This window comes from Pleomorphomonas carboxyditropha (genome assembly GCF_002770725.1).
In the GTDB taxonomy this organism is placed as follows: Bacteria; Pseudomonadota; Alphaproteobacteria; order Rhizobiales; family Pleomorphomonadaceae; genus Pleomorphomonas; species Pleomorphomonas carboxyditropha.
The window spans coordinates 93,492-117,438 of the sequence record NZ_NQVN01000010.1 but is presented as its reverse complement, the minus strand read 5'-3'; the positions used below and the strand labels follow the sequence as shown (position 1 = coordinate 117,438).

The window sequence follows — 23,947 nt, the reverse complement described above, 5'->3', positions numbered from 1 at the left end:
CTAGTGGATGGAAGGTGAACGGTGCGTCCATAGGGGCGCCTCTATGTCGCGGGGAAGCGCCATGAAGCGGACGATACGATGGGGTCTCTGGGCGATTGTCGCGGTCGCCATCCTGTGGACCGGCGTATGGTTCGGCGCCCGTTGGTGGCTCGGCGATACCCTTCACAAGTCCATCGCCGACCTGTCGGCGAGGAACGGCATCATCGTCGACTGCGCCGGCGAGAAGATCGGCGGCTGGCCCTTTGAGCTGACCGTCAACTGCGGCGACGGCCTCACTGTCGCGCTTCCCGACGGCGGCAAGTTCACGACCGCCGGCGCGCACGGCAAGGGATCGGCCTTCAATCCGCGCCAGCTCGACTTCCGCTTCGAGGCGCCGACCTCCTATACCGCCCCCGACGGCCGGCGGCTCGCCCTGTCCGCCAACGAGCTGGCCGCCAGCGTCGGCCTCGCCAATGGCCTCGCCAACCGGCTTGCCCTCACCACCCGGGACCTCACGGCGACCGGACCGCTCGCCGGCGCCACCGAGGGCAAGTTGACGATCGGGCGCGGCGAGCTGCTCCTGGCCCGCGCCGCCGAACGGCCCAAAGATGCCGATATCGCCGCCACGCTCGACGGTTTCGGGGTCGCCGTCGGCGACACGGCGCTGATGCCGCTTCCCATCCGCCTGACGCTGGCCGCCACCCTCGCCGAGGCCGACATGGCCACGGCCGGTCCCGCGGCGCTCGCCGGCTGGCAGGCGGCGGGTGGCAAGCTGACCTTGCATCGGCTCGCCGCCGAACTCGGCGGCGCCACGCTGACGCTCACGGGCGAAGGCACGGTATCGGAGACCGGCCTCGTGGAGGCCGAAGGGCAAGTGACCGGCCGCGACCTCAATGCGCTGGCGGTCGCCGCCGCGGCCGGCGGCAGAAGCCTTACGCCGGAGATCGCCGGCCTCGTCATGGCCTTCGTCTTCATGGGCTCGGCCGCCGACGACGGCGGCCGCTCCATCGGCCTCAAGGTCACCGACGGCGTCGTGTCGGCCAATGGCCGCGAGATCGCCCGGCTCGCACCGCTATTCTGACGGCGATTTCGGCGGCGCCTTGTGGGAGCGGCCGAAGTCGGCCTCCGGCGCGTCCTGGCCGAGCGTCAGGATGCCGCGGCGGATGGCCCGCGTGCGGCTGAACAGATCGTAGAGCCGGTCGCCCTCGCCCCAGCGGATCTGCCGCTGCAGGGCGAACAGATCCTCCTGGAAGCGCCCGAGCACCTCCAGCACCGCGTCCTTGTTGTGCAGGAACACGTCGCGCCACATGGTGGGGTCGGAGGCGGCGATACGGGTGAAGTCGCGGAAGCCGCCGGCCGAGAATTTCATCACCTCGGATTCGGTGACCTTCTCGAGATCGGCGGCGGTGCCGACGATATTGTAGGCGATGAGGTGCGGCAGATGGCTGGTGATGGCCAGCACCAGATCGTGCCGCTCGGCGCTCATGCATTCGACGTTGGCGCCCATGCCGGCCCAGAAGGCGACGAGCCGGTCGAGCGCCTTGGGATGCGTGCCCTCGTCCGGACAGACGATCGACCAGCGATTGACGAACAGCTCGGCAAAGCCGGCGTCGGGGCCGGAGTATTCGGTGCCGGCCACCGGATGGGCCGGAATGAAATGCACGTGGTCCGGCAGGTGCGGCTTCATCTGGCGGACGACCGACCCCTTCACCGAGCCGACGTCGGAAACGATGGCGCCCGGCTTGAGGCGAGGCGCGATGGCCTGGGCCACCGCCTCGGCGGCGCCGACCGGCACGCAGGCGATCACCAGGTCGGCGTCCGCCACGGCGTCGCCGGCAGCGGCGTGATAGCTGTCGCCGAGCGACAGCTCCTCGGCCCGCTTCAGGATGACCGGCGACAGATCGGAGATGGCGATAGCATCCACCAGGCCGTTGAGGCGGGCCGCCCGGGCGATCGACGAGCCGATCAGGCCGATGCCGATGATGGCGAGGCGGGAAAACAGTGCGTCGCTCATGCCGCCCCCTTCATGAAAACCGTCAGCACCTCGACGAGCCGGCGGCAGGCCTCTTCCGATCCCACGGTCATGCGGAGCGCGTCGGGCAGGCCGTAGCCCCCCACCTTGCGCACCACCACGCCCTCGGCGAGCAGCGCCTTGTCGGCGGCGTCGGCCGTCTTGCCCTCGTCAGGGAAATGCACCAGCAGGAAGTTGGCCACCGATGGCGTCACCGTTAGTCCGAGCTTGCCGAGCTCGGCGGCGAGCCAGGCGCTCCAGCGGAGATTGTGCTCGACCGCCGCCTCGACGAAGGCCCGATCGCACATGGCGGCGGCGCCGGCGGCGATGGCAGCCGCGTTGAGGTTGAACGGCCCGCGCACCCGCTCCAGCACGTCGACGACGGCCTTGGGGCCGTAAAGCCAGCCGATGCGCAGCGCCGCGAGGCCGTGGATCTTCGAGAAGGTACGCGTCATCACCACGTTGTCGGCCGAGGCGACCAGCTCGACGCCGCCCTCGTAGTCGTTGCGGCGCACGTATTCGGCATAGGCGGCGTCGAGCACCAGGAGGACGTTGCCCGGCAAACCGGCGTGCAGCCGCCGCACCTCGGCCATCGGGATGTAGGTGCCGGTGGGATTGTTGGGATTGGCCAGGAACACCATGCGCGTCCGCGGCGTCACGGCGGCGAGGATGGCGTCGACATCCGTGGTGTAGGCGGTCTCCCTGGCCACCACTGGCGTCGCGCCGGCCGCCAGGATGGAGATGCGGTAGACCAGGAAGCCGTGCTCGGAATAGATCGCCTCGTCGCCGGGCGACAGGTAGCACTCGGCAAGCAGGTGCAGGAGCTCGTCCGAGCCGTTGCCGCAGACGATGCGGTCGATGTTGAGGCCATGGGTTTCGGCGATGGCCTGCCTGAGCTCGGTCGACGATCCGTCGGGATAGAGCTCGAGCTTGCCCGCCACCCGCCCATAGGCCTCGAGCGCCTTGGGGCTCGGCCCGAGCGGCGTCTCGTTGGAAGAGAGCTTGTGGAGCTTCTTTCCGGGGGCCGCCTTCGAACCACCGGGAACGTAGAGGTCGATGTCGAGGATGCCGCTGCGGGGGACGGGCACGAGAGAACTGTCGGACATGGGAAGACGCCTCGAAAATACCGGCGCCCGTCATACGGCAGGCGTTGCGGCCACGCAAAGGAAAAGCACTTAGCCGAGGAGCCAGGCCCAGAAGGTCGTGGTCAGCACACCGACGGCGGTGGTGATGGTGATCGACGAGGAGGCGAGGCCATGGCCGACGCCGAAGCGGTTGGCGATCAGCCAGGCGTTGATGCCGGTCGGCACCGACGACGTCAGCACCAGCGCCGCCGTCCAGGTGTCGTCGAGGCCGAGCAGGCGGCTCGCCGCGTAGACGGAGGCGGGCAGCAGGAACAGCTTGAACGCCGAGGTGACGAGCGCCGGCCGGACGCCGTCGGCGACGCCGTATTTCATCAGCGCCATGCCGAGCGAGATCAGCGCCGCCGAACTGGCGATGTCGCCGATGTCGTCGACCACCGTGCCGACGACGCCGGTGAGCGGCAGGTTGGACATGCGCCACAGCGAGCCGAGCACCAGGCCGACCACCAGCGGATTGCGCACGAGGTTGCGTCCGACCTGCTTCAGGATGGCCCCCACCGGCTGGGCCGGCCGGCCGCCGGTCTGCCGCTCGGCCTGCTCCATCAGCACGGTGCCGGCGATCATCATCACCGGCAGGTGGGCGCAGAGCAGGATGGACAGCGCCACGACGCCGTCGTCACCGACGATGCGCTGGACCAGCGGCAGGCCGATGAACAGGTTGTTGGCGAAGGCGGAGCTGACGCCGGCCAGCACGCCGATGCGGGCGTCGCGGCCGAACAGGCGGGTCACCGCCAGATGGCCGGCCGTCCAGGTGACGGCGACGCCGGCGAAATAGGCCACCCAGATCGTCCAGGGCGAACTGCCCTCGACATGCGCCACCGCCACCGTCTTGAACAGCAGCGTCGGCATGGCGATGGTGAAGACGAAATCGGAAAGGCCGTCGCCGACCTCCGCCTTCATCACGCCGCAGCGGACGAGGAGATAACCGATCAGGATCAGCAGGAAGATGGGCAGGACGTCGAGGGCGATGGCGATCACGGGCGGCAACCGGCGCTGGAGCCGAGGAAGGGCCGGCGGCCGTCGCGGCGCGTCGGAGATCGGCGGGAGAATGAGACTTTCTGCCTAATCCCCGTTTCGCTGTTCCCGCAAGGCCGAAGCAATGCGGATCGGTTCGGATATTCGCTTCGCTTGCCTATGGAGGGTGGCAATGACACACTTCCCGCCATGTCCGGAACCATCGCCATGCTGAGATGCCTTGCCGCCGCCGCCGCGCTGGCGGGTTTTGCCCTGCCCGCCGCCGCCTTCGAGCTGTCGTTCGCCTGGGGCGCCACGCCGGCCTGCGACGGCGGCCGGCCGGCCGTGGTGGCCAGCCCGGAATTTCGCCTGGCCAACGTGCCGCCGGGCACCCGCGTCATCGTCTTCCAGATGATCGATCTCAACGCGCCCAATTTCCGCCACGGCGGCGGTACGGTGCCCTATGCCGGCAACGGCCTGATTGCGGCCGGCGCCTTCCGCTATCTTGGCCCCTGCCCACCGGCCGGCCCGCACCGCTACATGTGGACGGCGACCGCCAGGGATCGCGGCACCACCTTCGGCCGGACGCTCGGCGAGGCATCGGCCACCCGCTCCTTCCCCAACTGACGGAGGCGAGACATGATCGCCAAGACGACCGAAGCGCGCATCGATGCGCTCGAAGAGAAGATCGCCTACCAGGACCAGGTGATCGAGGACCTCAACACCGCCGTCACCGATCAGTGGAAAGAGATCGACACTCTGAAACGGCTCGTGGCGAACCTTCTCGACGAGGTCAAGGAAATGGAACTGGCGGCGCGGGCGACGGCCGGCCGCGAACCGCCGCCGCCGCACTACTGAAGCAAGTCCGGTGAAACGCGCGCCGTCAGGCGGCGCGCATCTCCTGCATCAGCCGATCGACCTCGGCCTGCAGCGCCTTGCTGTCGCCGAGCATCCGGCGGGCCTGCGCGGCCACTTCCTGCGACTTGGAGTCGGACGCCTCGGCATTCTCCATCAGCCGCGTCATGTCGGTGGCGAGGCTGCCGACGGCGGCGAGCGTCGACGAAATGGCGCGGGTGATTTCGGAAACGGCGGCGTTCTGCTGGTCCAGCGTCGCGGCGATCGACGAGGCCACCTCGTTGACCCGCTCGATCGACTGCTCGACGGTGCCGGTGGCCGCCACGGCCTCGCCGGTCGCCGACTGGATCACGCCGATGCGCCGGGAAATCTCGTCGGTGGCCTTGGAGGTCTGGGCGGCGAGCTGCTTCACTTCGGACGCCACCACCGCGAACCCCTTGCCGGCCTCGCCGGCCCGCGCCGCCTCGATGGTGGCGTTGAGGGCCAGGAGGTTGGTCTGGTCGGCGATCTCCTGGATCAGCGCCACCACCTTGCCGATCTCGCCCGACGCCTCGTCGAGGCCGCGGATCACCTCGGTGGCCCGGGCCGTCTCGCGGACGGCGCCGCTCGAGATATCGGCGGCCTTGTCGACCTGGGCGACGATCTCGGAGATCGACGCCGACAGCTCCTCGGCGGCGCTCGACACCGCCTGCACGTTGTCCTTCGCCTGCCGGCCGGCCTCGGCCGATGCCTCGGCCTGGCGGCGCGTATGATCCGACACGGCGAGCAGGTCGGAGGCGACGCGCTCGAAGCCGGTCGCCGTATTTTCGATGCCGGCCGAAGTCTCGCGGAACGATCGGTCGAAGCCGTCGGCGAGGCCGGTCAGCGCGTCGCGCCGCGCCTTTTCCATCGCGGCGGCCCGCGCCGCCTCGGCATCCGCCTCGGCGGCGATACGCTCGCGCTGCAGATCGCGGAAGCGGGCGACGGCGCGGCCGATCAGCCCGATCTCGTCCTTGCGCGCCGCACCGGAGATCTCGGCATCGAGGTCGCCGCCCTGCAGGCGATCCATCGAGCGGGTCAGTCGGGAGAGCGGCCCGGCGATGCCGCGCGCGACGACGAACGACAGGGCGCCGAGCATGAGCAGGGACACCAGGGTGATGAGGCCGATGCGGCGGGTGCTGGCGGCCAGCGACGCCTCGATGTCGGCGACGTGGAAGCCGGTGCCGAGCATCCAGTTCCAGCCCTCGACGGCGGTGGCATAGGCGAGCTTCAACGACGCATCCTTGTCGCCGGGCTTCAGCCACATGTACTCGTAATTGCCGCCGCCGGCCCTGGCGATGGCCAGCATGTCGCGGATCATCGGCTTGCCGTCGGTGTCCTTCATGTCGATGAGGTCCTTGCCCTCGAGCTCGGGCTTGCCCGGCAAGAGGATGTTCCGGCCATCGGCATCGTAGATGAAGAAATAATTCTTGTCGGCGCCGAACCGCACCGGCCGCAGCACCGCCTTGGCAGCCTCCTGGGCCTCGGTCACGCTCATCTCGCCCTTGGCGGCGCGATCGCGGAAGCCCTCGATCATCGACCGCGCCGTCTCGACCTGGTCCTGGAGCTCGAGCTTCTTCTGGCCCATCAGCTCGGAGCGAAGATCGGCATAGCCCAGGTAGCCGATGGTCGCGAGGCCGGCGATCGCCAGAAGGACGATGGCTGCAATCTTGGCGGATACGGAGTGAATGCTGAACATTGTCAGGTGCCCCAGCGGTATCATCCCGGGAACCGGGATAATTCCCATTTAGGCGGCGGCCGTTAACTTTAGCTTACGAATGAGTTCAATGGCGTGAAACTGTTGTCCGGAGCAAACAATCTACTCTGGCGGGGAAAATCAGCCGGCGAGGCCGCCCGCCTCCTCGACGAAGCGGACGACGTCGGAAACGTTGTGGCCGCGTCGGACGTCGGTGAACACGAAGGGTCTGCCCTTGCGCATCAGTCCGGCGTCCCTGTCCATCACGTCGAGCGAGGCGCCGACGTGCGGGGCAAGGTCGATCTTGTTGATCACCAGGAGATCGGAGCGGGTGATGCCCGGCCCTCCCTTGCGCGGGATCTTGTCGCCGGCCGAGACGTCGATGACGTAGATGGTCAGGTCGGCGAGCTCCGGCGAGAAGGTCGCCGCCAGATTGTCGCCGCCCGATTCGATGAGAATGAGATCGAGGTCGGGGAACCGCTCGTTCATGTCGGCGACGGCGGCGAGATTGATCGAGGCGTCCTCGCGGATCGCCGTGTGCGGGCAGCCGCCGGTCTCGACGCCGGCAATGCGGTCCGGCGGCAAGGCGCCGGAGCGCGTGAGGAATTCGGCGTCTTCGCGCGTGTAGATGTCGTTGGTGATGGCGGCGATCTGGTAACGGTCGCGCAGGGCCTTGCAGAGCGCATCCATCAGGGCGGTCTTGCCGGATCCCACCGGGCCGCCGACACCGACGCGCAGGGGTCCGTTGGCAGTCTTGGTCATGAGCGGAACAACCTCGTGTACTGGGTTTCGTGGGCCATGGAGGCAATGTCGGCCCGCAGACAGGCGCCGCCGACGTTGTCGGGCGAGGCGGCCAAGGCGTCGGCCGCGACGGCGGAGATGAGCGGCGCGAGATCGCGGATCGCCCGCTGCCCCTCGGTCTGGCCGAGCGGCACGGCGCGCACCGCCGCCGAGACGAGATTGGCAACGAAGGCGGTGAGATAGGCCTCGGCCGTCTCGGCGAGCGGCAGGCGGTGATCGGCCGCCGCCGTCGCCACCGCCACCGGATAGGCGACCGGATCGGGCGCAACACGCCCCGCCAGATCGACGAGCGTCGGCGCCCCCCAGGTGTCGGCGATGGCCGTGACAAAGGCGCGCCCCTGCGCCCCGCTTTCGAGCCGCCGCTCTTTCGACGGCTGCAGCGCGTAGGCGAGCGCGGCGATCTCCCGCAGGTCTTCCATCCTGCCGTCGCCGGCGACGCGGAAGGCGGCGGCGAGCAGGATGGCGTCGCTGCGGCCGGCGCCATGGCGGAGAATGTCGGAAAGCCAGGCGGTGAGCGTTGCCGCCGACGTGACGCTGCCATCCTCCACCGCCCATTCGAGGCCGTGGCTGTAGGTGAAGGCGCCGACCGGGAAAGCCGGCGACAGCCAGGTCAGCAAGCGAGACAGCGCCGCCCCGGCCGCGGGTTCACTCATGCTTATGGCCATGCCCATGGGAATGGTCGTGTTCATGGGAATGGCCATGATCGTGGCCACAGCCGCAGTCGTCGCCATGGGCATGGGCATGGGAGTGCTCGTGGTGGTGATGGGCGCCGGCCTCGCCGTGGTCGTGATGATGGCGTTCCGGCCCATGCTCGTGGGCGTGCTCGTGCTCCCCATGATCGTGATCATGGCCGTGGACCTCGCCATGGCCGTAGGCGCCGCCCTCCGGATCGAAGGCGGCCAGCACCGGCGCCACCGTGGCGCCGAGCCCCTTCAGCATGTCCTCGATGACATGGTCGTAGCGGATGCGCAGCCGGTCGCCGAGGAACTGGGCCGGCAGGTGCCGGTTGCCGAGGTGCCAGGCGACGCGCACGAGATCGGCCGGGCTGGCGGCGGTGATTTCGAGAAGACGCTCGGGCACCGCCTGCACCAGGATCAGCCGGCCGTCTTCCAGTTCGAGGGCGTCGCCGTCCTTCATCACGGCCGCTTCCTTGAGATCGAGCAGGAACACGGTCTTGCCGACGCAACGCATGACGAGGCGGCGGCGATGGCGATCGTCGCGTTCGAGGGCGAGCGTGTCGGCCGGCGTACCGGACCAGGTGCCGGCGGGGAGGATGCGAGTGGCGGTGATCATGGCGTGTCGGTCCTGGCGGACGGAGGGAAGGGTGTGCGGACGAGCTTAGCCAAAAGCGCCGCCGAGGCAAGCGCCGCCGCCATCAGGGCGAGGCCGAGCAGCGCGGCGGCGGCAACGCCGGCATGATGGATGATGGCGACGAAGACGACCGGCGCCACGGCGTTGGCGATATTCTGCGGCAGCGCCAGCCGGCCGGACCGGCGGGAGAATTCGCCGGGCGGAAAGAAGGCAAGCGGCAACACCGCCCGCGCCATGGCCGAAAGGCCGGCGCCGAAGGCGTAGATCGCCACGAAGGCCGGCAACAGCCAGGCGCCGTCGACGCCGATGAGAAGCAGCGCGAAGGAGCCGCCCATCAAGAGCGCCGCGGCTGCCGTGGTGGCGAGCGGGCCGCCCCGCCCGTCGATCACGAGGTCGGCGGCGCGGGCGGCGATGCTGAGCACCGGCCTGACGGTGCCGAGCCACAGGGCGTATTCCACCGAGGCGCCCGCCCCGCGCAACAGTTCGAGATAGGCGGCGGCAAGGCCGAAGGTGGTGAAGGAAAAGGCGACCGAGACGACGCCGATGTGCAGGAAGGCGCGCGCCGCGCCGTCGGGACCGAGGCTGGCCGCCGGCCGTCGGGCGGTCTCCAGCTCGGCCGGACGAGCGCCGGTCGGCGGCAGGGCAAGAAGATGCAGCGGCAGGCAGACGAACAGGTGCAGGCCGGCCATGGCGAGAAGGGTCGGGCGCCATCCCACCAGGGCATCGACGGCGTCGAGAATCGGCCAGAAGATGGTCGAGGAGACACCGGTGAAGATCATCAGCACGCCGATGGTCCGCCGGCCGGCCGCGCCCTCGCGTTCGACGGCCGCCGCATAGGCCGGCACCGACAGCGCCAGCGAGCCGGCCACGCCAATCGTCGTCCAAGCAATGAAGTAGCCGACCGGTCCTTGGGCGGCGGCGAGCAGGGCGAGGCCGGCGGTCGACGCCGCCGAGCCGATCACCAGCACCCGCGCCGCACCGATCCGCTGCACCGCTTCGCCCACCGCCGGACCGGTGAGGCCGATCACCAGCATCATCAGCGTCAGGCCGAAGAAGGTCGTGTCGATGCCGAGGCCGACATCGGGCGCCATCTTCCGCGCCATCACGCCCGGCATGTCGAAGGTGGTGCCCCAGCCGATCACCTGCGTGACGGCAAGCACCCCGACGAGACGGAGGCGAGCCGGGAAATAAAGACGCAGGGTCATGATTTCCGTTCCGGACCAGACGGTCCCGAGGCATTCTTGCCGCCGGCAAGCGGCATCGTCGGCAGACCGTGGGACGGCGGCGGTTGCTTTCGATGATCCGAAGGAGCTGCGCGCATGAAGGTGAAACTCGTTCCCGAACTGAATGTCGACGATCTGCAACGCTCGCTGGCGTTCTATGTCGACCTTGCCGGATTCAACATCCGTTATCGGCGACCGGAGGATCGCTTTGCCTATATCGAGCGCGATGGCGTCGAATTGATGATGGAGGAAACCTTCGGCCCGGGACGCCGCTGGCATCCGGCACCGCTTGAACATCCCTACGGCCGCGGCATCAATTTCCAGATCGAAGTGGATAACGCGGCGGCGCTTTACGCCCGCCTACGCGATGCCGGCTGCTCTTTCATTCTGGATCTGGAAGAGAAATGGTATCGCGTCGGCGACGACAGCGAAGGCCAGCGGCAATTCGTCGTCGCCGATCCGGATGGCTACCTCCTTCGCTTCTGCGAGACCATCGAATAGCGCCCTCTCAGAACAGGAAATACCGCTGCGCCATCGGCAATACGTCGGCCGGCGCGCAGGTGAGGAGCTCGCCGTCGGCCCGCACCTCGTAGGTCTCGGGGTCGACTTCGATCACCGGCGTCGCCGAATTGTGGATCAGCGATGCCTTGGAGATGCCGCCGCGCGTGTTCTCGACCGGCAGCACCACACGGTCGAGGCCGAGCCGCTCCCTGATGCCGTTCTCGTAGGCGTAGCGCGAGACGAAGGTGACCGACGAGCGGGTCATCGCCTTGCCGAAGGCGCCGAACATCGGCCGGTAGTGCACCGGCTGCGGCGTCGGGATCGACGCGTTGGGGTCGCCCATGGCCGCCGCCGCGATGGTGCCCATCTTCAGCACCAGGTCCGGCTTCACGCCGAAGAAGGCCGGCGTCCACAGGACGAGATCGGCGAGCTTGCCGACCTCCACCGAGCCGACATGCCTGGAGAGACCCTGGGCGATGGCCGGGTTGATCGTCACCTTGGCGATATAGCGCTTGACGCGGAAATTGTCGGCGTCGGTACCCACGTCCTCCGGCAGGGCGCCGCGCTGCACCTTCATCTTGTGCGCCGTCTGGAAGGTGCGGATGATCACCTCGCCGATGCGGCCCATGGCCTGGCTGTCGGAGGAGATGATCGAGAAGGCGCCCATGTCGTGCAGGATGTCCTCCGCCGCGATGGTCTCCTTGCGGATGCGGCTCTCGGCGAAGGCGACGTCCTCGGGGATCGAGCCGTCGAGGTGATGGCAGACCATCAGCATGTCCAGATGCTCGTCGAGCGTATTGCGCGTGTAGGGCCGCGTCGGGTTGGTCGACGACGGCAGCACGTTGGCAAGGCCCGCCACCTTGATGATGTCGGGCGCGTGGCCGCCGCCGGCGCCCTCGGTGTGGTAGGCGTGGATGGTGCGGCCCTTGAAGGCGGCGATGGTGTCCTCGACGAAGCCCGATTCGTTGAGCGTGTCGGTGTGGATCATCACCTGCACGTCGTAGTCGTCGGCGACCGACAGGCAATTGTCGATGGCGGCCGGCGTGGTGCCCCAGTCCTCGTGCAGCTTCAGGCCGCAGGCGCCGGCCTTCACCTGTTCGACGAGCGCCGCCGGCAGCGAAGCGTTGCCCTTGCCTGAGAAGGCGAGGTTCATCGGCAGCCCCTCGGCCGCCTCGATCATCCGTTCGAGATGCCAGGGGCCGGGCGTGCAAGTGGTGGCCGCCGTGCCGGTGGCCGGCCCCGTGCCGCCGCCCAGCATGGTGGTGATGCCGGCGTAGAGCGCCTCGTCCACCTGCTGCGGGCAGATGAAATGGATGTGGGTGTCGAGGGCGCCGGCGGTCAGGATCTTGCCTTCGCCGGCGATCGCCTCGGTGCCGGGACCGACGATGATGGTGACGCCGGGCTGGACATCCGGGTTGCCGGCCTTGCCGATGCCGGAGATACGGCCGTCGGTGATGCCGACGTCGGCCTTGTAGATGCCGGAATGGTCGATGATCAGCGCGTTGGTGATGACGGTATCGACCGCCCCCTCGGCCCGGCTCGCCTGGCTCTGGCCCATGCCGTCGCGGATCACCTTGCCGCCGCCGAATTTCACCTCCTCGCCGTAGACGGTGAAATCCTTCTCCACCTTGACGAACAGCTCGGTATCGGCGAGGCGCACCTTGTCGCCGACGGTGGGACCGAACATGTCGGCATAGGCGGCACGGGACATGCGGTAGGGCATCGGTCAGTCTCCTGCGGAAAGCAGCTTGAAACTCGCGTGTCCGGCCGCCTCGCGGTCGAACGTCAGGGTGTAGTCGGCGCCGCAGGCCTGAGCCGTCGCCGCGATCAGATAGTCGACGAAGCCGGCCGGACCTTGCGCATAGGCATCGACGGCCGCCGACACGGCGACCCGGTCGGAGAATGCCAGATGCGCATTGTCCAGAAGCGCCCACAGAATATCGGCGATTCGGGCGCGCGGAAATTTCTGGCGCTTGGCCAATAGCCAGAAGATTTCCACCAGCACCTCGTTGGGGACGAGAAGCGGATCGGACCCGCCCGCCGCCTCGTCGATCAGATGGCGAGCGACCGGGCTCTGCACGGGATCGTCGTTGCGCAGGTAGCGGACGAGCACATTGGTATCGATGGCCCTCATTGCCGGAGCCGCTCCGCCACGCCTTCGGCCACCGCCTCTCCGACGGCTTCCCGCAGGTCCCGGTCGGACATCCGCGTGCCGTCGGACGCCATGCCGAAGCCGGCGCCGACCCGCACCTTCCTGACCCGCACGCCCAGCCCGCCATCGAGCTTGCGGAAAAACACCAGTTCATCGCCGGGCTCGACGCCGAAGGCATCCCGCACATCGGCCGGGATGGTGATCTGGTTCTTCGACGTCACTTTCGCCACACCCATGGTGTTTGCCTTTCAAAATCCCATTCTGTCAGACAATACCACTAAACGTAAGGCGTTCACAGTTTTCCCATTACACCCTGCCGGAAACCGTAGACCTCGCCCTTTCCCGAATAAGGCACCAGGGTCACCGACCGGCTCTGGCCCGGCTCGAAGCGGACGGCGGTGCCGGCGGGAATGTCGAGCCGGTAGCCACGTGCCTTGTCGCGGTCGAAGACGAGGGCCGGATTGGTTTCGGCGAAATGATAGTGGCTGCCGACCTGCACCGGCCGGTCGCCGGAATTGGCCACCTCGAGCACCAGCGCCGGCCTGCCGGCATTGAGCTCGATGTCGCCGGCTTCGGTGATGACTTCACCCGGGATCATGATCGTTCCTTTCAGGCGGCGCGCGGCGAGCAGGGCTCGCTCTTGAGGACGCGGGCGGTGGACGCCGGATTGGTCGCGAGCTTGTCAGCGGGACGCACCGGCCGGCGGACGAGTTCGCCGCCGCAGTTGGGGCAGACGCCCTTCAGCACGCCGGTCGCGCAGTCGGGACACCAGGTGCACTCGAAGGAGCAGATGTAGGCCTCGGCCGCCGGCGGCAGGTCGCGGTCGCAGCATTCGCAGTTGGGCCGAAGCTCAAGCGCCATGGCCTCACCTGATCGGTTCGTGGACGGTGACGAGCTTGGTGCCGTCGGGGAAGGTCGCTTCCACCTGCACGTCGTGGATCATCTCGGCGATCCCCTCCATCACCTGCTCGCGGCGGAGCACCGTGGCGCCGCCGGCCATCAGCTCGGCCACCGTACGGCCGTCGCGGGCGCCCTCCACCACATAGTCGGTGATCAGCGCCACCGCTTCCGGGTAGTTCAGCTTGACGCCCCGCTCCAGGCGGTTGCGGGCCACCATGGCGGCGAGGCTGACGAGCAGTTTGTCCTTTTCGCGCGGCGTCAGATTCATCGGTCTTCCTCGTCTCAGATCGACCAGGCGCGCGGCAGCGGCCAGCCAGTGAGGGTTTCGATCAGGGGTTCGACAATGGCGCGCAGGCGGCGGCCGTCAAGGGCAAGACAACGTATGGACAGGAGCCCGTCGAAGGCGGAAGCGCCCGCTTCGAGGCCGTCTCCGACGAGCGTCGCGATCAGCTCCCGCACATGATCGAGCCGCGACGCCGCGTCCGGCGCCGCCACCACCATGCCGGCAAAGGCGCGGGCGCCGCCGCCGGTGGCGCTGCCCGACAGAATCGCCCGGCTGTCGCCGGAAAGGCGCAAGGCGTCGGCATAGACGAGCCGGCCGTCGCGCCGGATGCGCCAGTGGTCGGCGAGGTCGACGGCGGTGACCTCCTCGCCCATGGCAGTGCGGCCCAGCACGATGCTTTCGACGGCAACGAGGCGGGCGTCGCCGACGAGATCGGCGTCGAGGCGGCGGCAAAGACCGGCGCCATCGAAGACGATGGTCTCCTGCGGCAGCCAGCGGGCGTTCGCCCCGGCCTCGACGACCAGCCGGTTATCGATGCGGCCGACGCCCTCGACACGCCGGTAGATGCGCTCGGCGGCCTGGGTGGTGACGGTGGCCGTCGCTCCGGCCTTGAAATGCGCCTCGAAGCTGAGATGATCGCCGCCGGTGACGCCGCCGGCGCTGTTGAGGAAGACGGCGGCCGGCCCCGAACCGTCGTACACCCTGGGCAGCCGCACCTTGGCCGAACCGTCCTGGAAAAGATCGGCGAGCCGCGTCTCCTGCCGGCCGCCGACGGTCCGCAGCGCGAAGGCGACACGCGCCGTGCCTTCGGCCCGTTCAAGCCGGGGCGTTTCCTTCTGAAGCGACATTGCGGTCGAAACTGCGGCCAAGCTCTCCCCCCGATGCCACGCCGGCCGGCGCGGCGGCTGCCCGGCACTGTGGCAAAAGGCCCGCCAGCCGGCGAGCCCAAAACTTGGGCAGGTGAAGCTCTTAAATCAGCCAGTCCGGCAAGCGGTCGAGGCCGATCAGGTCGTCGTAGGAGGGCCGCGGCCGCACCACCGCCCAGCGGTCGCCGTCGACCAGCACCTCCGGCACCAGGAGGCGGGAATTGTAGGTGCCCGACTGCACCGCGCCATAGGCGCCGGCCGAGAAGACGGCGAACAGCTCGCCCGGCCGCGCCACCGGCAGGTTGCGGCCGCGCGCCAGGTAGTCGCCGCTCTCGCAGACCGGACCGACCACGTCGACCTTCTCCTGCTCGGCACCGGCCGGCCGTTCGTCGACCGGACGGATCTCGTGATAGGCGTCGTAAAGGGTCGGCCGCACGAGGTCGTTCATCGCCGCGTCGACGATGACGAAGGTCTTCGCCTTGCCGCGCTTCACGTACTGCACCTCGGTGACGAGGATGCCGGCATTGCCGACGATGAAGCGGCCCGGCTCGATCAGCACCTCGCAGTCGAGCGACCGCGTATGCCGGCGCACCACCTCGACATAGGCCGCCGGATGGGGTGGCGGCGCATTGTCGGCCCGATAGGGAATGCCGAGGCCGCCGCCGAGATCGACATGATGAATGCTATGGCCGGCGGCGCGCAACGCCGCCACCAGTTCGCCGAGCCGGCCGAACGCCGCATCGAAGGGTTCGAGGTCGGTGATCTGCGAGCCGATATGCATGTCGATGCCGGCAACCGAAAGGCCCGGCAAGGCGGCGGCGCGGGCGTAGACGCGCACCGCTTCCTTCCAGGGAATGCCGAACTTATCCTCGGCCTTGCCGGTGGATATCTTGGCGTGGGTACGGGCGTCGACGTCGGGGTTGATGCGCAGCGATACCGGCGCCGTCTTACCGAGGCGGGCGGCCACCGCCGACAGGCGCTCCAGCTCCGGCTCGCTCTCGACGTTGAAGCACTTGATGCCCTCGGCGAGCGCGTACTCGATTTCGCGCACCGTCTTGGCGACGCCCGAGAAGACGATCCTTTCGGCCGGAATGCCGGCGGCGCGCGCCCGGCGGAGCTCGCCTTCCGACACCACGTCGGCGCCGGCGCCGAGCCGGGCCAGGGTGCCGATCACCGCCTGATTGGAATTGGCCTTCAGCGCGTAGCAGACCAGCGAGCGCTCGTCGCCGAGCGCCTCGCGGAACACCCGGAAATGGCGGGCGATGGTGGCCGAGGAATAGATGTAGACGGGCGTTCCGGCCGCGGCGGCAATGGCGGGCACCGCGACGTCCTCGGCGTGGAGCACGCCGCCGCGATAGCTGAAGTGATGCAACCGGACCCCCTCAGATGAGACCGTCGAGAATAAAGGGCTTGTTGGGCTTCGCCGGCGCTTCGACAGGTTTCACCGCGCCCGGGTCGTTGGTCGAGGGAACCGCCGTCTCGGCCGTCGAATTCGGCGCCTCGAGCGCCCCTTTCCGGCCGCAGCCGGTAACCGCGAGGCCGACCATCAGCATTATCATCCCGAGACGCAGCACCATCATGTCCTCGATCCGTTTGTCCGGAAGCAGATTTCACGCCATCCTCAGCCGAGGAGCGCCGTCCAGCGCTCCACCTCCGCCCGCACGTTATCGGGCGCCGTGCCGCCGTGGGATGTGCGGCTGCGGACGGAATTCTCGACGGTGAGCACATCGTAGACCGCTTCGGTGATGCCGTCATGCACCGTTTTCATGTCGGCGAGCGGGATGTCGGCGAGCTCGATGCCGCGTTCGGCGGCGATCGCCACCAGGCGGCCGGTGACATGGTGGGCGTCGCGGAACGGCAGGCCGAGCACGCGCACCAGCCAGTCGGCGAGGTCGGTGGCGGTCGAAAAGCCCGAGCCGGCGGCGGCGGCCATGCGGGCGACGTTGGGCACGAGATCGTCGACCATGCCGGTCATGGCGGCGAGCACCAGGGAAAGGTTCTCGAAGCAGTCGAAAGCCTGTTCCTTGTCCTCCTGCATGTCCTTCTGGTAGGCGAGCGGCAGCCCCTTCATGACGATCAGGAGCGCGTTCATGTCGCCGATGATGCGGCCGGCCTTGGCCCGCACCAGCTCGGCGGCATCCGGGTTGCGCTTCTGCGGCATGATCGACGAGCCCGTCGAGAAGGCGTCCGACAGGCGCACGAAGCCGAATTGCGCCGACGACCAGATGACGATCTCCTCGGCGAGCCGCGACAGGTGCACGGCGATGATCGACGCCGCCGCCATGGCTTCGAGCGCGAAGTCGCGGTCGGAGACGCTGTCGAGCGAATTGGCGGTTGGGCGGTCGAAGCCGAGGCTTGCCGCCGTCATGTGGCGGTCGATCGGAAACGACGTGCCGGCCAGCGCCGCCGCGCCGAGCGGGCATTCGTTGAGGCGCCGCCGCGCGTCCTGCACGCGGCCGCGGTCGCGGGCGAGCATCTCGACATAGGCCATCAGGTGATGGCCGAAGGTGACCGGCTGCGCCGACTGCAGGTGGGTGAAGCCGGGCATAACCGTGTCGGCGTGCTCGCCGGCCCGCCTCACCAGCGCCCGCATCAGCTCGGCGAGCTGGCCGTCGACATGGTCGAGGCTGTCGCGCACCCACAGGCGGAAGTCGGTCGCCACCTGGTCGTTGCGCGAGCGGGCGGTGTGAAGACGCCCGGCCGCCGCGCCGATCAGCTCCTTGAGGCGCGATTCCACGTTCATGTGGATGTCCTCGAGGGCTCGCGAGAAGATGAAGCCGCCGCCGTCGATTTCCGCCTTGATCGCGTCGAGGCCTTCGGCGATCTTGCCGGCGTCGTCCACGGAAATGATGCCGCGGGCGGCGAGCATTTCGGCATGCGCCCTGGAGCCGGCGATATCCTGGGCGTAGAGCTTCCGGTCGAAGTCGATGGAGGCGTTGATCTCCTCCATGATCGCCGACGGCCCGGCCGAAAACCGGCCGCCCCACATGCGGTTGCTCATTGGTACACTCCAGGAACGAGGATCGGTCGATGCCGTTCAAGCCTTCCCGCCGCGTCTTCGCCGCGATCGCGATCGTTGCGGTGGCTGCCGGCGTTGCTGCGGTATACGTGACGGAGAGGGGCGCTGTCGAGAGCGGCGGCCGCTGCGCGACGGCGGCGGCGAAGGCGGCGGCATTGAAGCCTTTCGCCACCGGCGATCTTGCCGCCCTGCTGCCCGCCGATGCGCCGGCCGATTTCTCCGGCCTCGTCCTGCATGCCCCCGACGGCGGCGAGCGCCGCGTCTCGGAGTTTGCCGGCCGGACGGTTCTTCTCAACATGTGGGCGACCTGGTGCGTGCCCTGCCGCACCGAAATGCCGCATCTCCAGGCGCTGCAGGAAAAGCGCGGGCGCTCCGACTTCTCGGTCGTGGCGCTCAACGTCGACGTCGGCGGCCCGGACAAGCCGGCTCGCTTCCTGAGCGACATCGGCGCCACGTCGCTTGTCGACCTGCGCGATCCCGAGATGCGGGCCTTCAACGAACTGAAATCGAAGGGATTGGTCCTGGGCTTGCCCACCACCTTCGTGGTCGACCGCAACGGCTGCGCCCTCGCCTCGCTGGCCGGGCCGGCCGAATGGGATTCGCCGGCCGCGCTGGCGCTGATCGAGGCGGCGATCAAGCCCGATTGAGACGGAGCGGCAGATCGTCAGGCGTGGCTGCGGCCGGCGGAGCCGAAGCGCGGCAGCAAACGCTCGAGCCAATCGCCGATACGTTCGAGATGGTCGACGTCGCGCCCTTCGAGGCGGCTGACGGTGGCCCTGCGACGTTCGGTTGTGCTCATCGCCCGGAAGCGGGCCACCGCCCGCTGGTGCGAGGCCTCGACGATCCGGACGACCACGGCGTGGTCTCCGTCCATCCAGGAAAACAGGAACGATTCCGGCTTTGCGAGGGGTGTCAGCACGTTTTCAATCCCGTCTTGGTCGGGGAGTTCGTAGCGCGCCCCACAGCGCCCGACCACTCCGGTTCCAAGGATCGAACCAATATGGTTAACGGAACATTAACGGCATCGAACCGCAAGCTTCCCGTTATTCCTGCACAGCGAAAACAATAATGAAAAAAGATAGATAGACCAGCATCATAGTTAATTTTAACAGGAATGCCGTTTTATCAAAGCTGTGGATAAACTGTTCGCCGCCTGCTCACCCGCTTGAAAAACGAAACTCCACGTTTTCCCAGCAGCATCCCCGCCTACGGGAAAGCCCGTAGATCGACAGGCCGCCATCAGGCGCGCCGCGACGGTGGCGTGAAGCCGGAAAGCGCCAGCGGGTTGTCGGTCATCGCGCGACGGTCCGGCGTGTCGGGGGCGAGCACGCCGGCGAAGGCGTCGAAAAGCCGCTTCACCTCGTCCTCGGCAAGATCGCGGGTGATGAAGACGAGCCGCGTCCGCCGGTCGGCATCCGGCCAGCCGGCAAGGCGGACCGGCGGGTGGAACAGCTCCTGCACCGCGTGGACGACCAGCGGCCGCTCGGGATCCTCGGCAAGCCGCACCACGCCCTTGAGGCGCAAAAGCTTCGGGCCATGAGCGGCGCGCAGCAGCTCGAGGAACATTTCCAGGGCGCCGGCCGGCAGCGCCCCGTCGGACACCAGCGAAAAGGCGCTGACGCCGTCGTGCCGGCTTTCCGCGTCCTCGTGGTGGTGATGGTGCCCGCCGTGATGGTGATGGTGGCCCGGATGATCGCAGTTCCCGCCGGTGCAGTCGTGATCGTGGTCGTGACGGTGTTCGCCGGCGCCGGCGAAAGCCTCGGCGTTGAGCCAGCGCCGGACGTCGGCCGTCTTGGTGGCCGGATCGAACAGGCCGCAGCCGAGAAGATCGGCCGGCAAGGCCGTGGCGGCGTCGACGAGCGGCGCGCCGGGATTGAGCGCCGCCAGCCGGCGGCGAAGGGCGGGAAGCCGCGCCGCGCCCTCGGCAAGGTCGGCCTTGGCGATCACCAGCCTGTCCGCCACCGCCACCTGCTTCACCGCTTCCTCGTGCTCGTCGAGCGTCCGGCCGCCGTTGACCGCGTCGACGACGGTGATCACCCCGTCGATGGCATAGCGCAGCGACAGGTAGGGATGGTTGGTCAGTGTCGCGAGCACCGGCACCGGGTCGGCAAGGCCGGTGGTCTCGATGACGATGCGGCTCAGCGTGTCGATGCGGCCGTTGTCGAGGCCGCGCAGGAAATTCTCCAGCGTCGTCACCAGCTCGCCGCGCACCGTGCAGCACAGGCACCCCGACGACAGCTCGACGATGCCGTCGTCGGCCGCCTCGACGAGAAGATGGTCGATGCCGATCTCGCCGAATTCATTGATGATGAAGCCGGTGCCGGCGAGCGCCGGATCGCGGACCAGCCGGTTGAGCAGCGACGTCTTGCCGGCGCCGAGAAAACCGGTGACGATGGTGACGGGAATGGCGGGCTTTGGCCCGCGCGAGCGGTCGGCTTCCGGCAACGCTTGGATCCTTTTTGCTGAAGCTCAGCGGACGGGCTTGGGCAGCGGCAGCGGCACGGCGGCGGCCGTCTTGCCGGCCCGGGCCTCCGTGACGACGGGCGCCTCCACCGGGTCGGGCATGTCGCTGGCGCCGCCGAGGCTGATCATGATGGGATCCATCACCTTGAAGCGCGGCACCAGGTAGCTCGCCGGCTGATCGTCGTCGCCGTCGCCGAGGTCCTCGCCGACCGGCGCCTTGGAGCCCTTCTTGCGCTTGGGGCAGGCAAGGTCGCGCATGTCGGCAACGGTGCTGGCCACCGGCCCGCGCGGCGCCAGCCGGTCGATCGTCACCGAAGCGGCGGTGGCCGGCGTCCGGAACGACGCCTCGAGCAGGCTGGCCGCCAGTTCGTCGCGCTCCCGCGCCGTCTTGCCGCCCAGCACGATGGTCAGGATCTGGCGGCCGTTGCGCGTCGCCGTCGCCACCACGTTGAAGCCCGACGAGCAAATGAAGCCGGTCTTCATGCCATCGGAGCCGGGATAGCGCTCGAGCAGGTTGTTGTGGTTCTGGATGACCTTGCCGCCGAGCGACAGCGCCGTCGTCCGGTAGAGCTCCCGGTAGCCCGGGAAATCCTTGAGCAGGGTGCGGGCGAGCAGCGCATAGTCGCGGGCGGTCGTCCACTGGTCGGGAGCCGGCAGGCCGTTGGCGTTGGAAAAGCGCGTGTTGATCATGCCGAGCGATCGCGCCGCGCCGTTCATGCGGGCGACGAAGCCCTGGAGGCTGCCGCCCACCCGTTCGGCCAGCGCATAGGAAACGTCGTTGGCCGACTTCACCATGATGATCCGGAGCGCCGTGTCGACGGTGAGCACCGTTCCCGGCTTGAAGCCCATCTTCGACGGCTGCTCGCGCGTCGAGGCCGGCGTCATCACCACACCCGAATCGCCGCGGATCTCGCCGGCCTTGATGGCGGACAGCGTCACGTAGACGGTCATCAGCTTGGTGATCGAGGCCGGATACCAGGGATCGAAGCTCTGGTTCTCGGCCAGCACCGCGCCGGTCGCCAGATCGACGGCGAGATAAGGAGCGGCACCGGCGCCGCCGGCGAGGTTCAGGAACAACGGCAGCGCAACAGCGAGACTGAAAAGGCGTCGGGCGCGGCCACGCGGGCCGGAAATCATCGGCAAGGCTTTCTTCCCGGAAACGAGCGTCCACAGACGGATGATTTTAGCCGAAGGTCGCGTTTTCCGCAAAGGCGCAAGACGACCGGCGTTTCCCGAATGTCTCCCGAAGGCGGCCAGAATGCGGCGACACCCTTATCTTCGACCCATTTCCCCCCTAAAGTGATCGGAACGACACGGACGCCGCGAGCGCCGAGGGAAAGGCTCGATGACAGAAGGACCACACCGGCCCGAGGACCGGGAAAGCGATTTGCCGACCGTCACCGCGCGCGCTGTGGCGCTTTCCGGCCTGTCGCTCGCCTGGGAGCGTCTGTGGCCGCGCCTTGCGCTCGTGCTGTCGATATCCGGCGCGTTCCTGGCGCTCGCCTGGCTCGGCATCCTGGAGCGCCTGCCGGTCGTCCTCCGCCTCACCGCCGCCGGCCTTTTCGTCGCGGCCTTGCTGGCGGCGATCGTCTACCTCCTGCGCACGCCCTGGCCCGACCGGCGGCAGGCGGCCGACCGGCTCGAGCGCGGCGTCCCGCACCGCCCCCTCAGCGCCTTTCTCGATCACCCGGCGACGGCCGGCGACGGTCTCTCCGACGCGCTCTGGCAGGCTCATCGCCGCCGTCTCGCGGCGAGTCTTAAGGCCCTGAAGCCCCGCCTGCCGTCGCCACGCCTCGACCGCGCCGATCCTCATGCGCTGCGGGCGGCCGTATTCCTGCTGGTGATCGTCGGCTTCTTCGCCACCTCCGACCACGTCGGACCGCTGAGGGCCGTCTTCCGGCTGCCGGCCGCCGCGCCGGCGGATATCCGCGTCGACGTCTGGGCGAGCCCGCCCACCTATACCGGCCTGACGCCGCGCGCCCTGGTGACGACGGCGAACGGCGCGGCCACCCCGACCGATGCATCGCCGGTCACGCTGCCGGCGGGAACGACGCTCGCCGTGCGGCTCGCCGGCATCGGCGCGCCGACGGTCGCCTTCGCCGCCGACGGCAAGCCGCCGGTCGCGCTCGACGGGCGAGCGCCGGCCGCCGGCCAAACCGCCTACGAGCACCGCCTCGCCACCTCCGGCCGGCTGACGCTGACGGGCGATAACCTGCCGGCCATGGAACTGCCGCTCACCGTCCGGGCCGACGCGCCGCCGCAAATCCGTCTCGTCGAACAGCCGGCCGCCACCGCGCGCGGCGCGCTGCGCCTCGCCTACGCGACGAGCGACGACTACCGGGTGGCCGCCGCCCGCGCCGTTCTTTCACCCGACGCAACCGAGGGCGCCCGGCCGCTCGTCGCCCTGCCGGACATATCGCTCGCCCTGCCGCGCCGCGGCGAGGAGCGCGCCAGCACCACCTCGGATCTCACCACGCATCCGCTGGCCGGCGGCCGGGTCCGCCTCGTCCTCGAAGCGCGCGACGACGCCGGCCACGTCGCCGAAACGCCGCCGCTTCTCATCGACCTGCCGGCCCGGCCGTTTCGCAATCCGCTCGCCGCCGCCATCGTCGAGCAGCGGCGGATTCTGGCCACCGACGCCGGCAAGGCGAAGACGGTGGCGGCCACCTTCGAGACGCTGGGCGACCTCGGCGCCGCCTTCATCGACCGGCCCGGCGAGATCCTCGGCCTGCGCGTCGCCCGCAATCGCATCCTGGCCGCGCGCGACGACGCCGAGCTCAAGCCGGTGCTCGACTATCTCTGGCAGATGGCGCTTGCCATCGAGGCGGGGGACCTCGCGCCGGCGGCCGAGCGGCTGGCCGCCGCCCGCGAAGCCCTGAAGAAGGCGCTGGCGGACGGCGCCCCGCCGGAAGAGATCGCCCGGCTCAGCGAAGAGCTCAAGGCCGCCCTCGACGACTATCTGAAGGCAATGGCCGAAGCGGCGGCCGGCGATCCCTCCCGCCTCGGCGACCTCGGCCAGAAGGGCGGCGAGCGGATCACCAGCGACGATCTCAAGAAGCTGGTCGACCGCATGCGGGAGCTTGGCGAGCTCGGCGAGCGCGACGCCGCCGCCGAGCTGTTGTCGCAACTCGACGACATCCTGTCCGGCCTGCAGTTCGCCCGGCCGGAGAGCGGTAGCGCCAGCAACCCGACGCTCGATGCGCTGGCCGATATCATCCGCCGACAGCAGGAATTGCAGAACCGCACCCACAAGCTGACGCCGGACGGCTATACCGGCGAGGAGTTCGGCGACCAGAGCGGCGATCAGCAGGCGCTCAGCGACCTCCAGCGCGAACAGTCCGAGCTGTCCCGCCGCCTTGAGGAGCTGATGTCCGGCCTTTCCCGGCAAGGCGGCGGGGAGGACGGCAAAAGCGGCCTCGAAGGCGCCGGCCGCGCCATGCAGGACGCCGGCAGCAACCTCGGCGCCGGCGACCCCGAATCCGCCGTCGGCAACCAGGGCGCCGCCCTCGATGCCCTGCGGCGCGGCGCCCGCGAGATGATGCGCGGCCAGGGCCAAGGCACCGCCGGCATGCGCCAGGGCGGCACCGACCCGCTCGGCCGGCCGACCGGCCGGCGCGGCCCCGACTTCGGCGACGACACCAAGGTGCCCGGCGAGATCGAAGTGCAGCGGGCGCGCCGGCTTCTCGAGGAGTTGCGCCGCCGCTACGCCGATCCCGGCCGGCCGGCGCTCGAACTCGACTATCTCCGCCGGCTGATCGCCCCGTTTTAGCCCC

At 68.9% G+C, this 23,947-nt stretch carries 27 protein-coding genes; 6 read left to right on the top strand and 21 right to left on the bottom strand.

Annotated features, from left to right (window positions below; all coding sequences use genetic code 11):
* Positions 1-61 precede the first annotated feature (61 nt).
* Positions 62-1,060 carry a DUF2125 domain-containing protein gene (locus CJ014_RS15635; RefSeq protein WP_165790855.1) on the top strand — a complete coding sequence of 333 codons (999 nt, stop codon included), beginning with the start codon at positions 62-64 and terminating at the stop codon, positions 1,058-1,060.
* On the opposite strand, the gene CJ014_RS15630 is transcribed toward CJ014_RS15635, so the two are convergent.
* From CJ014_RS15630 to CJ014_RS15620, 3 genes are all read right to left on the bottom strand, one after another.
* Complete coding sequence (locus tag CJ014_RS15630) at positions 1,052-1,993, bottom strand: prephenate/arogenate dehydrogenase family protein (protein WP_100081413.1); 942 nt, start codon at positions 1,991-1,993, stop codon at positions 1,052-1,054. The genes CJ014_RS15635 and CJ014_RS15630 overlap by 9 nt on opposite strands.
* The gene (hisC, locus tag CJ014_RS15625) at positions 1,990-3,096 is read right to left on the bottom strand and encodes a histidinol-phosphate transaminase (protein WP_100081412.1); all 1,107 of its coding nucleotides are present in this window, start codon (positions 3,094-3,096) and stop codon (positions 1,990-1,992) included. Before hisC ends, CJ014_RS15630 begins: the two co-directional genes overlap by 4 nt.
* Before the next feature lie 69 nt (positions 3,097-3,165).
* Positions 3,166-4,110: an AEC family transporter gene (locus CJ014_RS15620; RefSeq protein ID WP_100081479.1), complete on the bottom strand. Its 945-nt coding sequence runs from the start codon at positions 4,108-4,110 to the stop codon at positions 3,166-3,168.
* Positions 4,111-4,314: 204 nt separating this feature from the next.
* Here CJ014_RS15620 and CJ014_RS15615 point away from each other — a divergent pair, with 204 nt between their 5' ends.
* Together CJ014_RS15615 and CJ014_RS15610 are read left to right on the top strand one after the other, a co-directional pair.
* Positions 4,315-4,713: a YbhB/YbcL family Raf kinase inhibitor-like protein gene (locus CJ014_RS15615; RefSeq protein WP_100081478.1), complete on the top strand. Its 399-nt coding sequence runs from the start codon at positions 4,315-4,317 to the stop codon at positions 4,711-4,713.
* Positions 4,714-4,725: 12 nt separating this feature from the next.
* Positions 4,726-4,944, top strand: coding sequence for a SlyX family protein (locus CJ014_RS15610; RefSeq protein ID WP_100081411.1), 219 nt, complete (start codon positions 4,726-4,728; stop codon positions 4,942-4,944).
* Positions 4,945-4,969: 25 nt separating this feature from the next.
* Here CJ014_RS15610 and CJ014_RS15605 read toward each other — a convergent pair whose 3' ends face one another.
* The 5 genes from CJ014_RS15605 to CJ014_RS15585 form a co-directional block, all read right to left on the bottom strand.
* Positions 4,970-6,658, bottom strand: a complete 1,689-nt coding sequence (locus CJ014_RS15605) for a methyl-accepting chemotaxis protein (RefSeq protein WP_165790854.1) — start codon at positions 6,656-6,658, stop codon at positions 4,970-4,972.
* A 138-nt stretch (positions 6,659-6,796) separates the two neighbouring features.
* Complete coding sequence (gene ureG, locus CJ014_RS15600) at positions 6,797-7,417, bottom strand: urease accessory protein UreG (protein WP_100081409.1); 621 nt, start codon at positions 7,415-7,417, stop codon at positions 6,797-6,799.
* Positions 7,414-8,109: an urease accessory protein UreF gene (locus tag CJ014_RS15595; RefSeq protein ID WP_245427378.1), complete on the bottom strand. Its 696-nt coding sequence runs from the start codon at positions 8,107-8,109 to the stop codon at positions 7,414-7,416. Before CJ014_RS15595 ends, ureG begins: the two co-directional genes overlap by 4 nt.
* On the bottom strand, positions 8,102-8,749 hold the full coding sequence (locus CJ014_RS15590) for an urease accessory protein UreE (protein WP_100081407.1): 648 nt from the start codon (positions 8,747-8,749) through the stop codon (positions 8,102-8,104). Before CJ014_RS15590 ends, CJ014_RS15595 begins: the two co-directional genes overlap by 8 nt.
* Positions 8,746-9,972 carry an MFS transporter gene (locus tag CJ014_RS15585; protein WP_100081406.1) on the bottom strand — a complete coding sequence of 409 codons (1,227 nt, stop codon included), beginning with the start codon at positions 9,970-9,972 and terminating at the stop codon, positions 8,746-8,748. Before CJ014_RS15585 ends, CJ014_RS15590 begins: the two co-directional genes overlap by 4 nt.
* Before the next feature lie 114 nt (positions 9,973-10,086).
* Here CJ014_RS15585 and CJ014_RS15580 point away from each other — a divergent pair, with 114 nt between their 5' ends.
* Positions 10,087-10,491 carry a bleomycin resistance protein gene (locus CJ014_RS15580; protein ID WP_100081405.1) on the top strand — a complete coding sequence of 135 codons (405 nt, stop codon included), beginning with the start codon at positions 10,087-10,089 and terminating at the stop codon, positions 10,489-10,491.
* Positions 10,492-10,498: 7 nt separating this feature from the next.
* Here the strand turns inward: CJ014_RS15580 and ureC are convergent, their stop codons facing one another.
* The 10 genes from ureC to argH form a co-directional block, all read right to left on the bottom strand.
* Positions 10,499-12,214, bottom strand: coding sequence for an urease subunit alpha (ureC, locus tag CJ014_RS15575; RefSeq protein ID WP_100081404.1), 1,716 nt, complete (start codon positions 12,212-12,214; stop codon positions 10,499-10,501).
* A 3-nt stretch (positions 12,215-12,217) separates the two neighbouring features.
* The gene (locus CJ014_RS15570) at positions 12,218-12,625 is read right to left on the bottom strand and encodes a type II toxin-antitoxin system VapC family toxin (RefSeq protein ID WP_100081403.1); all 408 of its coding nucleotides are present in this window, start codon (positions 12,623-12,625) and stop codon (positions 12,218-12,220) included.
* Positions 12,622-12,864, bottom strand: coding sequence for an AbrB/MazE/SpoVT family DNA-binding domain-containing protein (locus CJ014_RS15565; RefSeq protein WP_207765767.1), 243 nt, complete (start codon positions 12,862-12,864; stop codon positions 12,622-12,624). The genes CJ014_RS15570 and CJ014_RS15565 overlap by 4 nt, the downstream gene beginning before the upstream one ends.
* 71 nt (positions 12,865-12,935) lie before the next feature.
* On the bottom strand, positions 12,936-13,241 hold the full coding sequence (locus CJ014_RS15560) for an urease subunit beta (protein ID WP_100081401.1): 306 nt from the start codon (positions 13,239-13,241) through the stop codon (positions 12,936-12,938).
* A gap of 11 nt (positions 13,242-13,252) precedes the next feature.
* The gene (locus tag CJ014_RS15555) at positions 13,253-13,504 is read right to left on the bottom strand and encodes a DUF1272 domain-containing protein (RefSeq protein WP_100081400.1); all 252 of its coding nucleotides are present in this window, start codon (positions 13,502-13,504) and stop codon (positions 13,253-13,255) included.
* Positions 13,505-13,508: 4 nt separating this feature from the next.
* Complete coding sequence (locus CJ014_RS15550; RefSeq protein ID WP_026790746.1) at positions 13,509-13,811, bottom strand: urease subunit gamma; 303 nt, start codon at positions 13,809-13,811, stop codon at positions 13,509-13,511.
* 14 nt (positions 13,812-13,825) lie between these two features.
* Positions 13,826-14,695, bottom strand: a complete 870-nt coding sequence (locus CJ014_RS15545; protein ID WP_207765766.1) for an urease accessory protein UreD — start codon at positions 14,693-14,695, stop codon at positions 13,826-13,828.
* Between the two features lie 100 nt (positions 14,696-14,795).
* Positions 14,796-16,064 carry a diaminopimelate decarboxylase gene (gene lysA, locus CJ014_RS15540; protein ID WP_100081398.1) on the bottom strand — a complete coding sequence of 423 codons (1,269 nt, stop codon included), beginning with the start codon at positions 16,062-16,064 and terminating at the stop codon, positions 14,796-14,798.
* Between the two features lie 10 nt (positions 16,065-16,074).
* Positions 16,075-16,272, bottom strand: a complete 198-nt coding sequence (lptM, locus tag CJ014_RS15535; protein ID WP_100081397.1) for an LPS translocon maturation chaperone LptM — start codon at positions 16,270-16,272, stop codon at positions 16,075-16,077.
* A gap of 41 nt (positions 16,273-16,313) precedes the next feature.
* The gene (gene argH, locus CJ014_RS15530; RefSeq protein ID WP_100081396.1) at positions 16,314-17,693 is read right to left on the bottom strand and encodes an argininosuccinate lyase; all 1,380 of its coding nucleotides are present in this window, start codon (positions 17,691-17,693) and stop codon (positions 16,314-16,316) included.
* Positions 17,694-17,722: 29 nt separating this feature from the next.
* Between argH and tlpA the strand changes: the two genes are divergently transcribed.
* Complete coding sequence (gene tlpA, locus CJ014_RS15525; protein WP_100081395.1) at positions 17,723-18,358, top strand: thiol:disulfide interchange protein TlpA; 636 nt, start codon at positions 17,723-17,725, stop codon at positions 18,356-18,358.
* Between the two features lie 17 nt (positions 18,359-18,375).
* On the opposite strand, the gene CJ014_RS15520 is transcribed toward tlpA, so the two are convergent.
* The 3 genes from CJ014_RS15520 to CJ014_RS15510 form a co-directional block, all read right to left on the bottom strand.
* Positions 18,376-18,630 carry a hypothetical protein gene (locus CJ014_RS15520; protein ID WP_133121866.1) on the bottom strand — a complete coding sequence of 85 codons (255 nt, stop codon included), beginning with the start codon at positions 18,628-18,630 and terminating at the stop codon, positions 18,376-18,378.
* Positions 18,631-18,950: 320 nt separating this feature from the next.
* Positions 18,951-20,156, bottom strand: coding sequence for a CobW family GTP-binding protein (locus CJ014_RS15515; protein WP_245427376.1), 1,206 nt, complete (start codon positions 20,154-20,156; stop codon positions 18,951-18,953).
* Between the two features lie 24 nt (positions 20,157-20,180).
* Positions 20,181-21,311 carry a D-alanyl-D-alanine carboxypeptidase family protein gene (locus tag CJ014_RS15510; protein ID WP_100081392.1) on the bottom strand — a complete coding sequence of 377 codons (1,131 nt, stop codon included), beginning with the start codon at positions 21,309-21,311 and terminating at the stop codon, positions 20,181-20,183.
* Positions 21,312-21,519: 208 nt separating this feature from the next.
* Here CJ014_RS15510 and CJ014_RS15505 point away from each other — a divergent pair, with 208 nt between their 5' ends.
* Positions 21,520-23,943 carry a TIGR02302 family protein gene (locus CJ014_RS15505; RefSeq protein ID WP_100081391.1) on the top strand — a complete coding sequence of 808 codons (2,424 nt, stop codon included), beginning with the start codon at positions 21,520-21,522 and terminating at the stop codon, positions 23,941-23,943.
* The last annotated feature ends 4 nt before the right edge of the window (positions 23,944-23,947 follow it).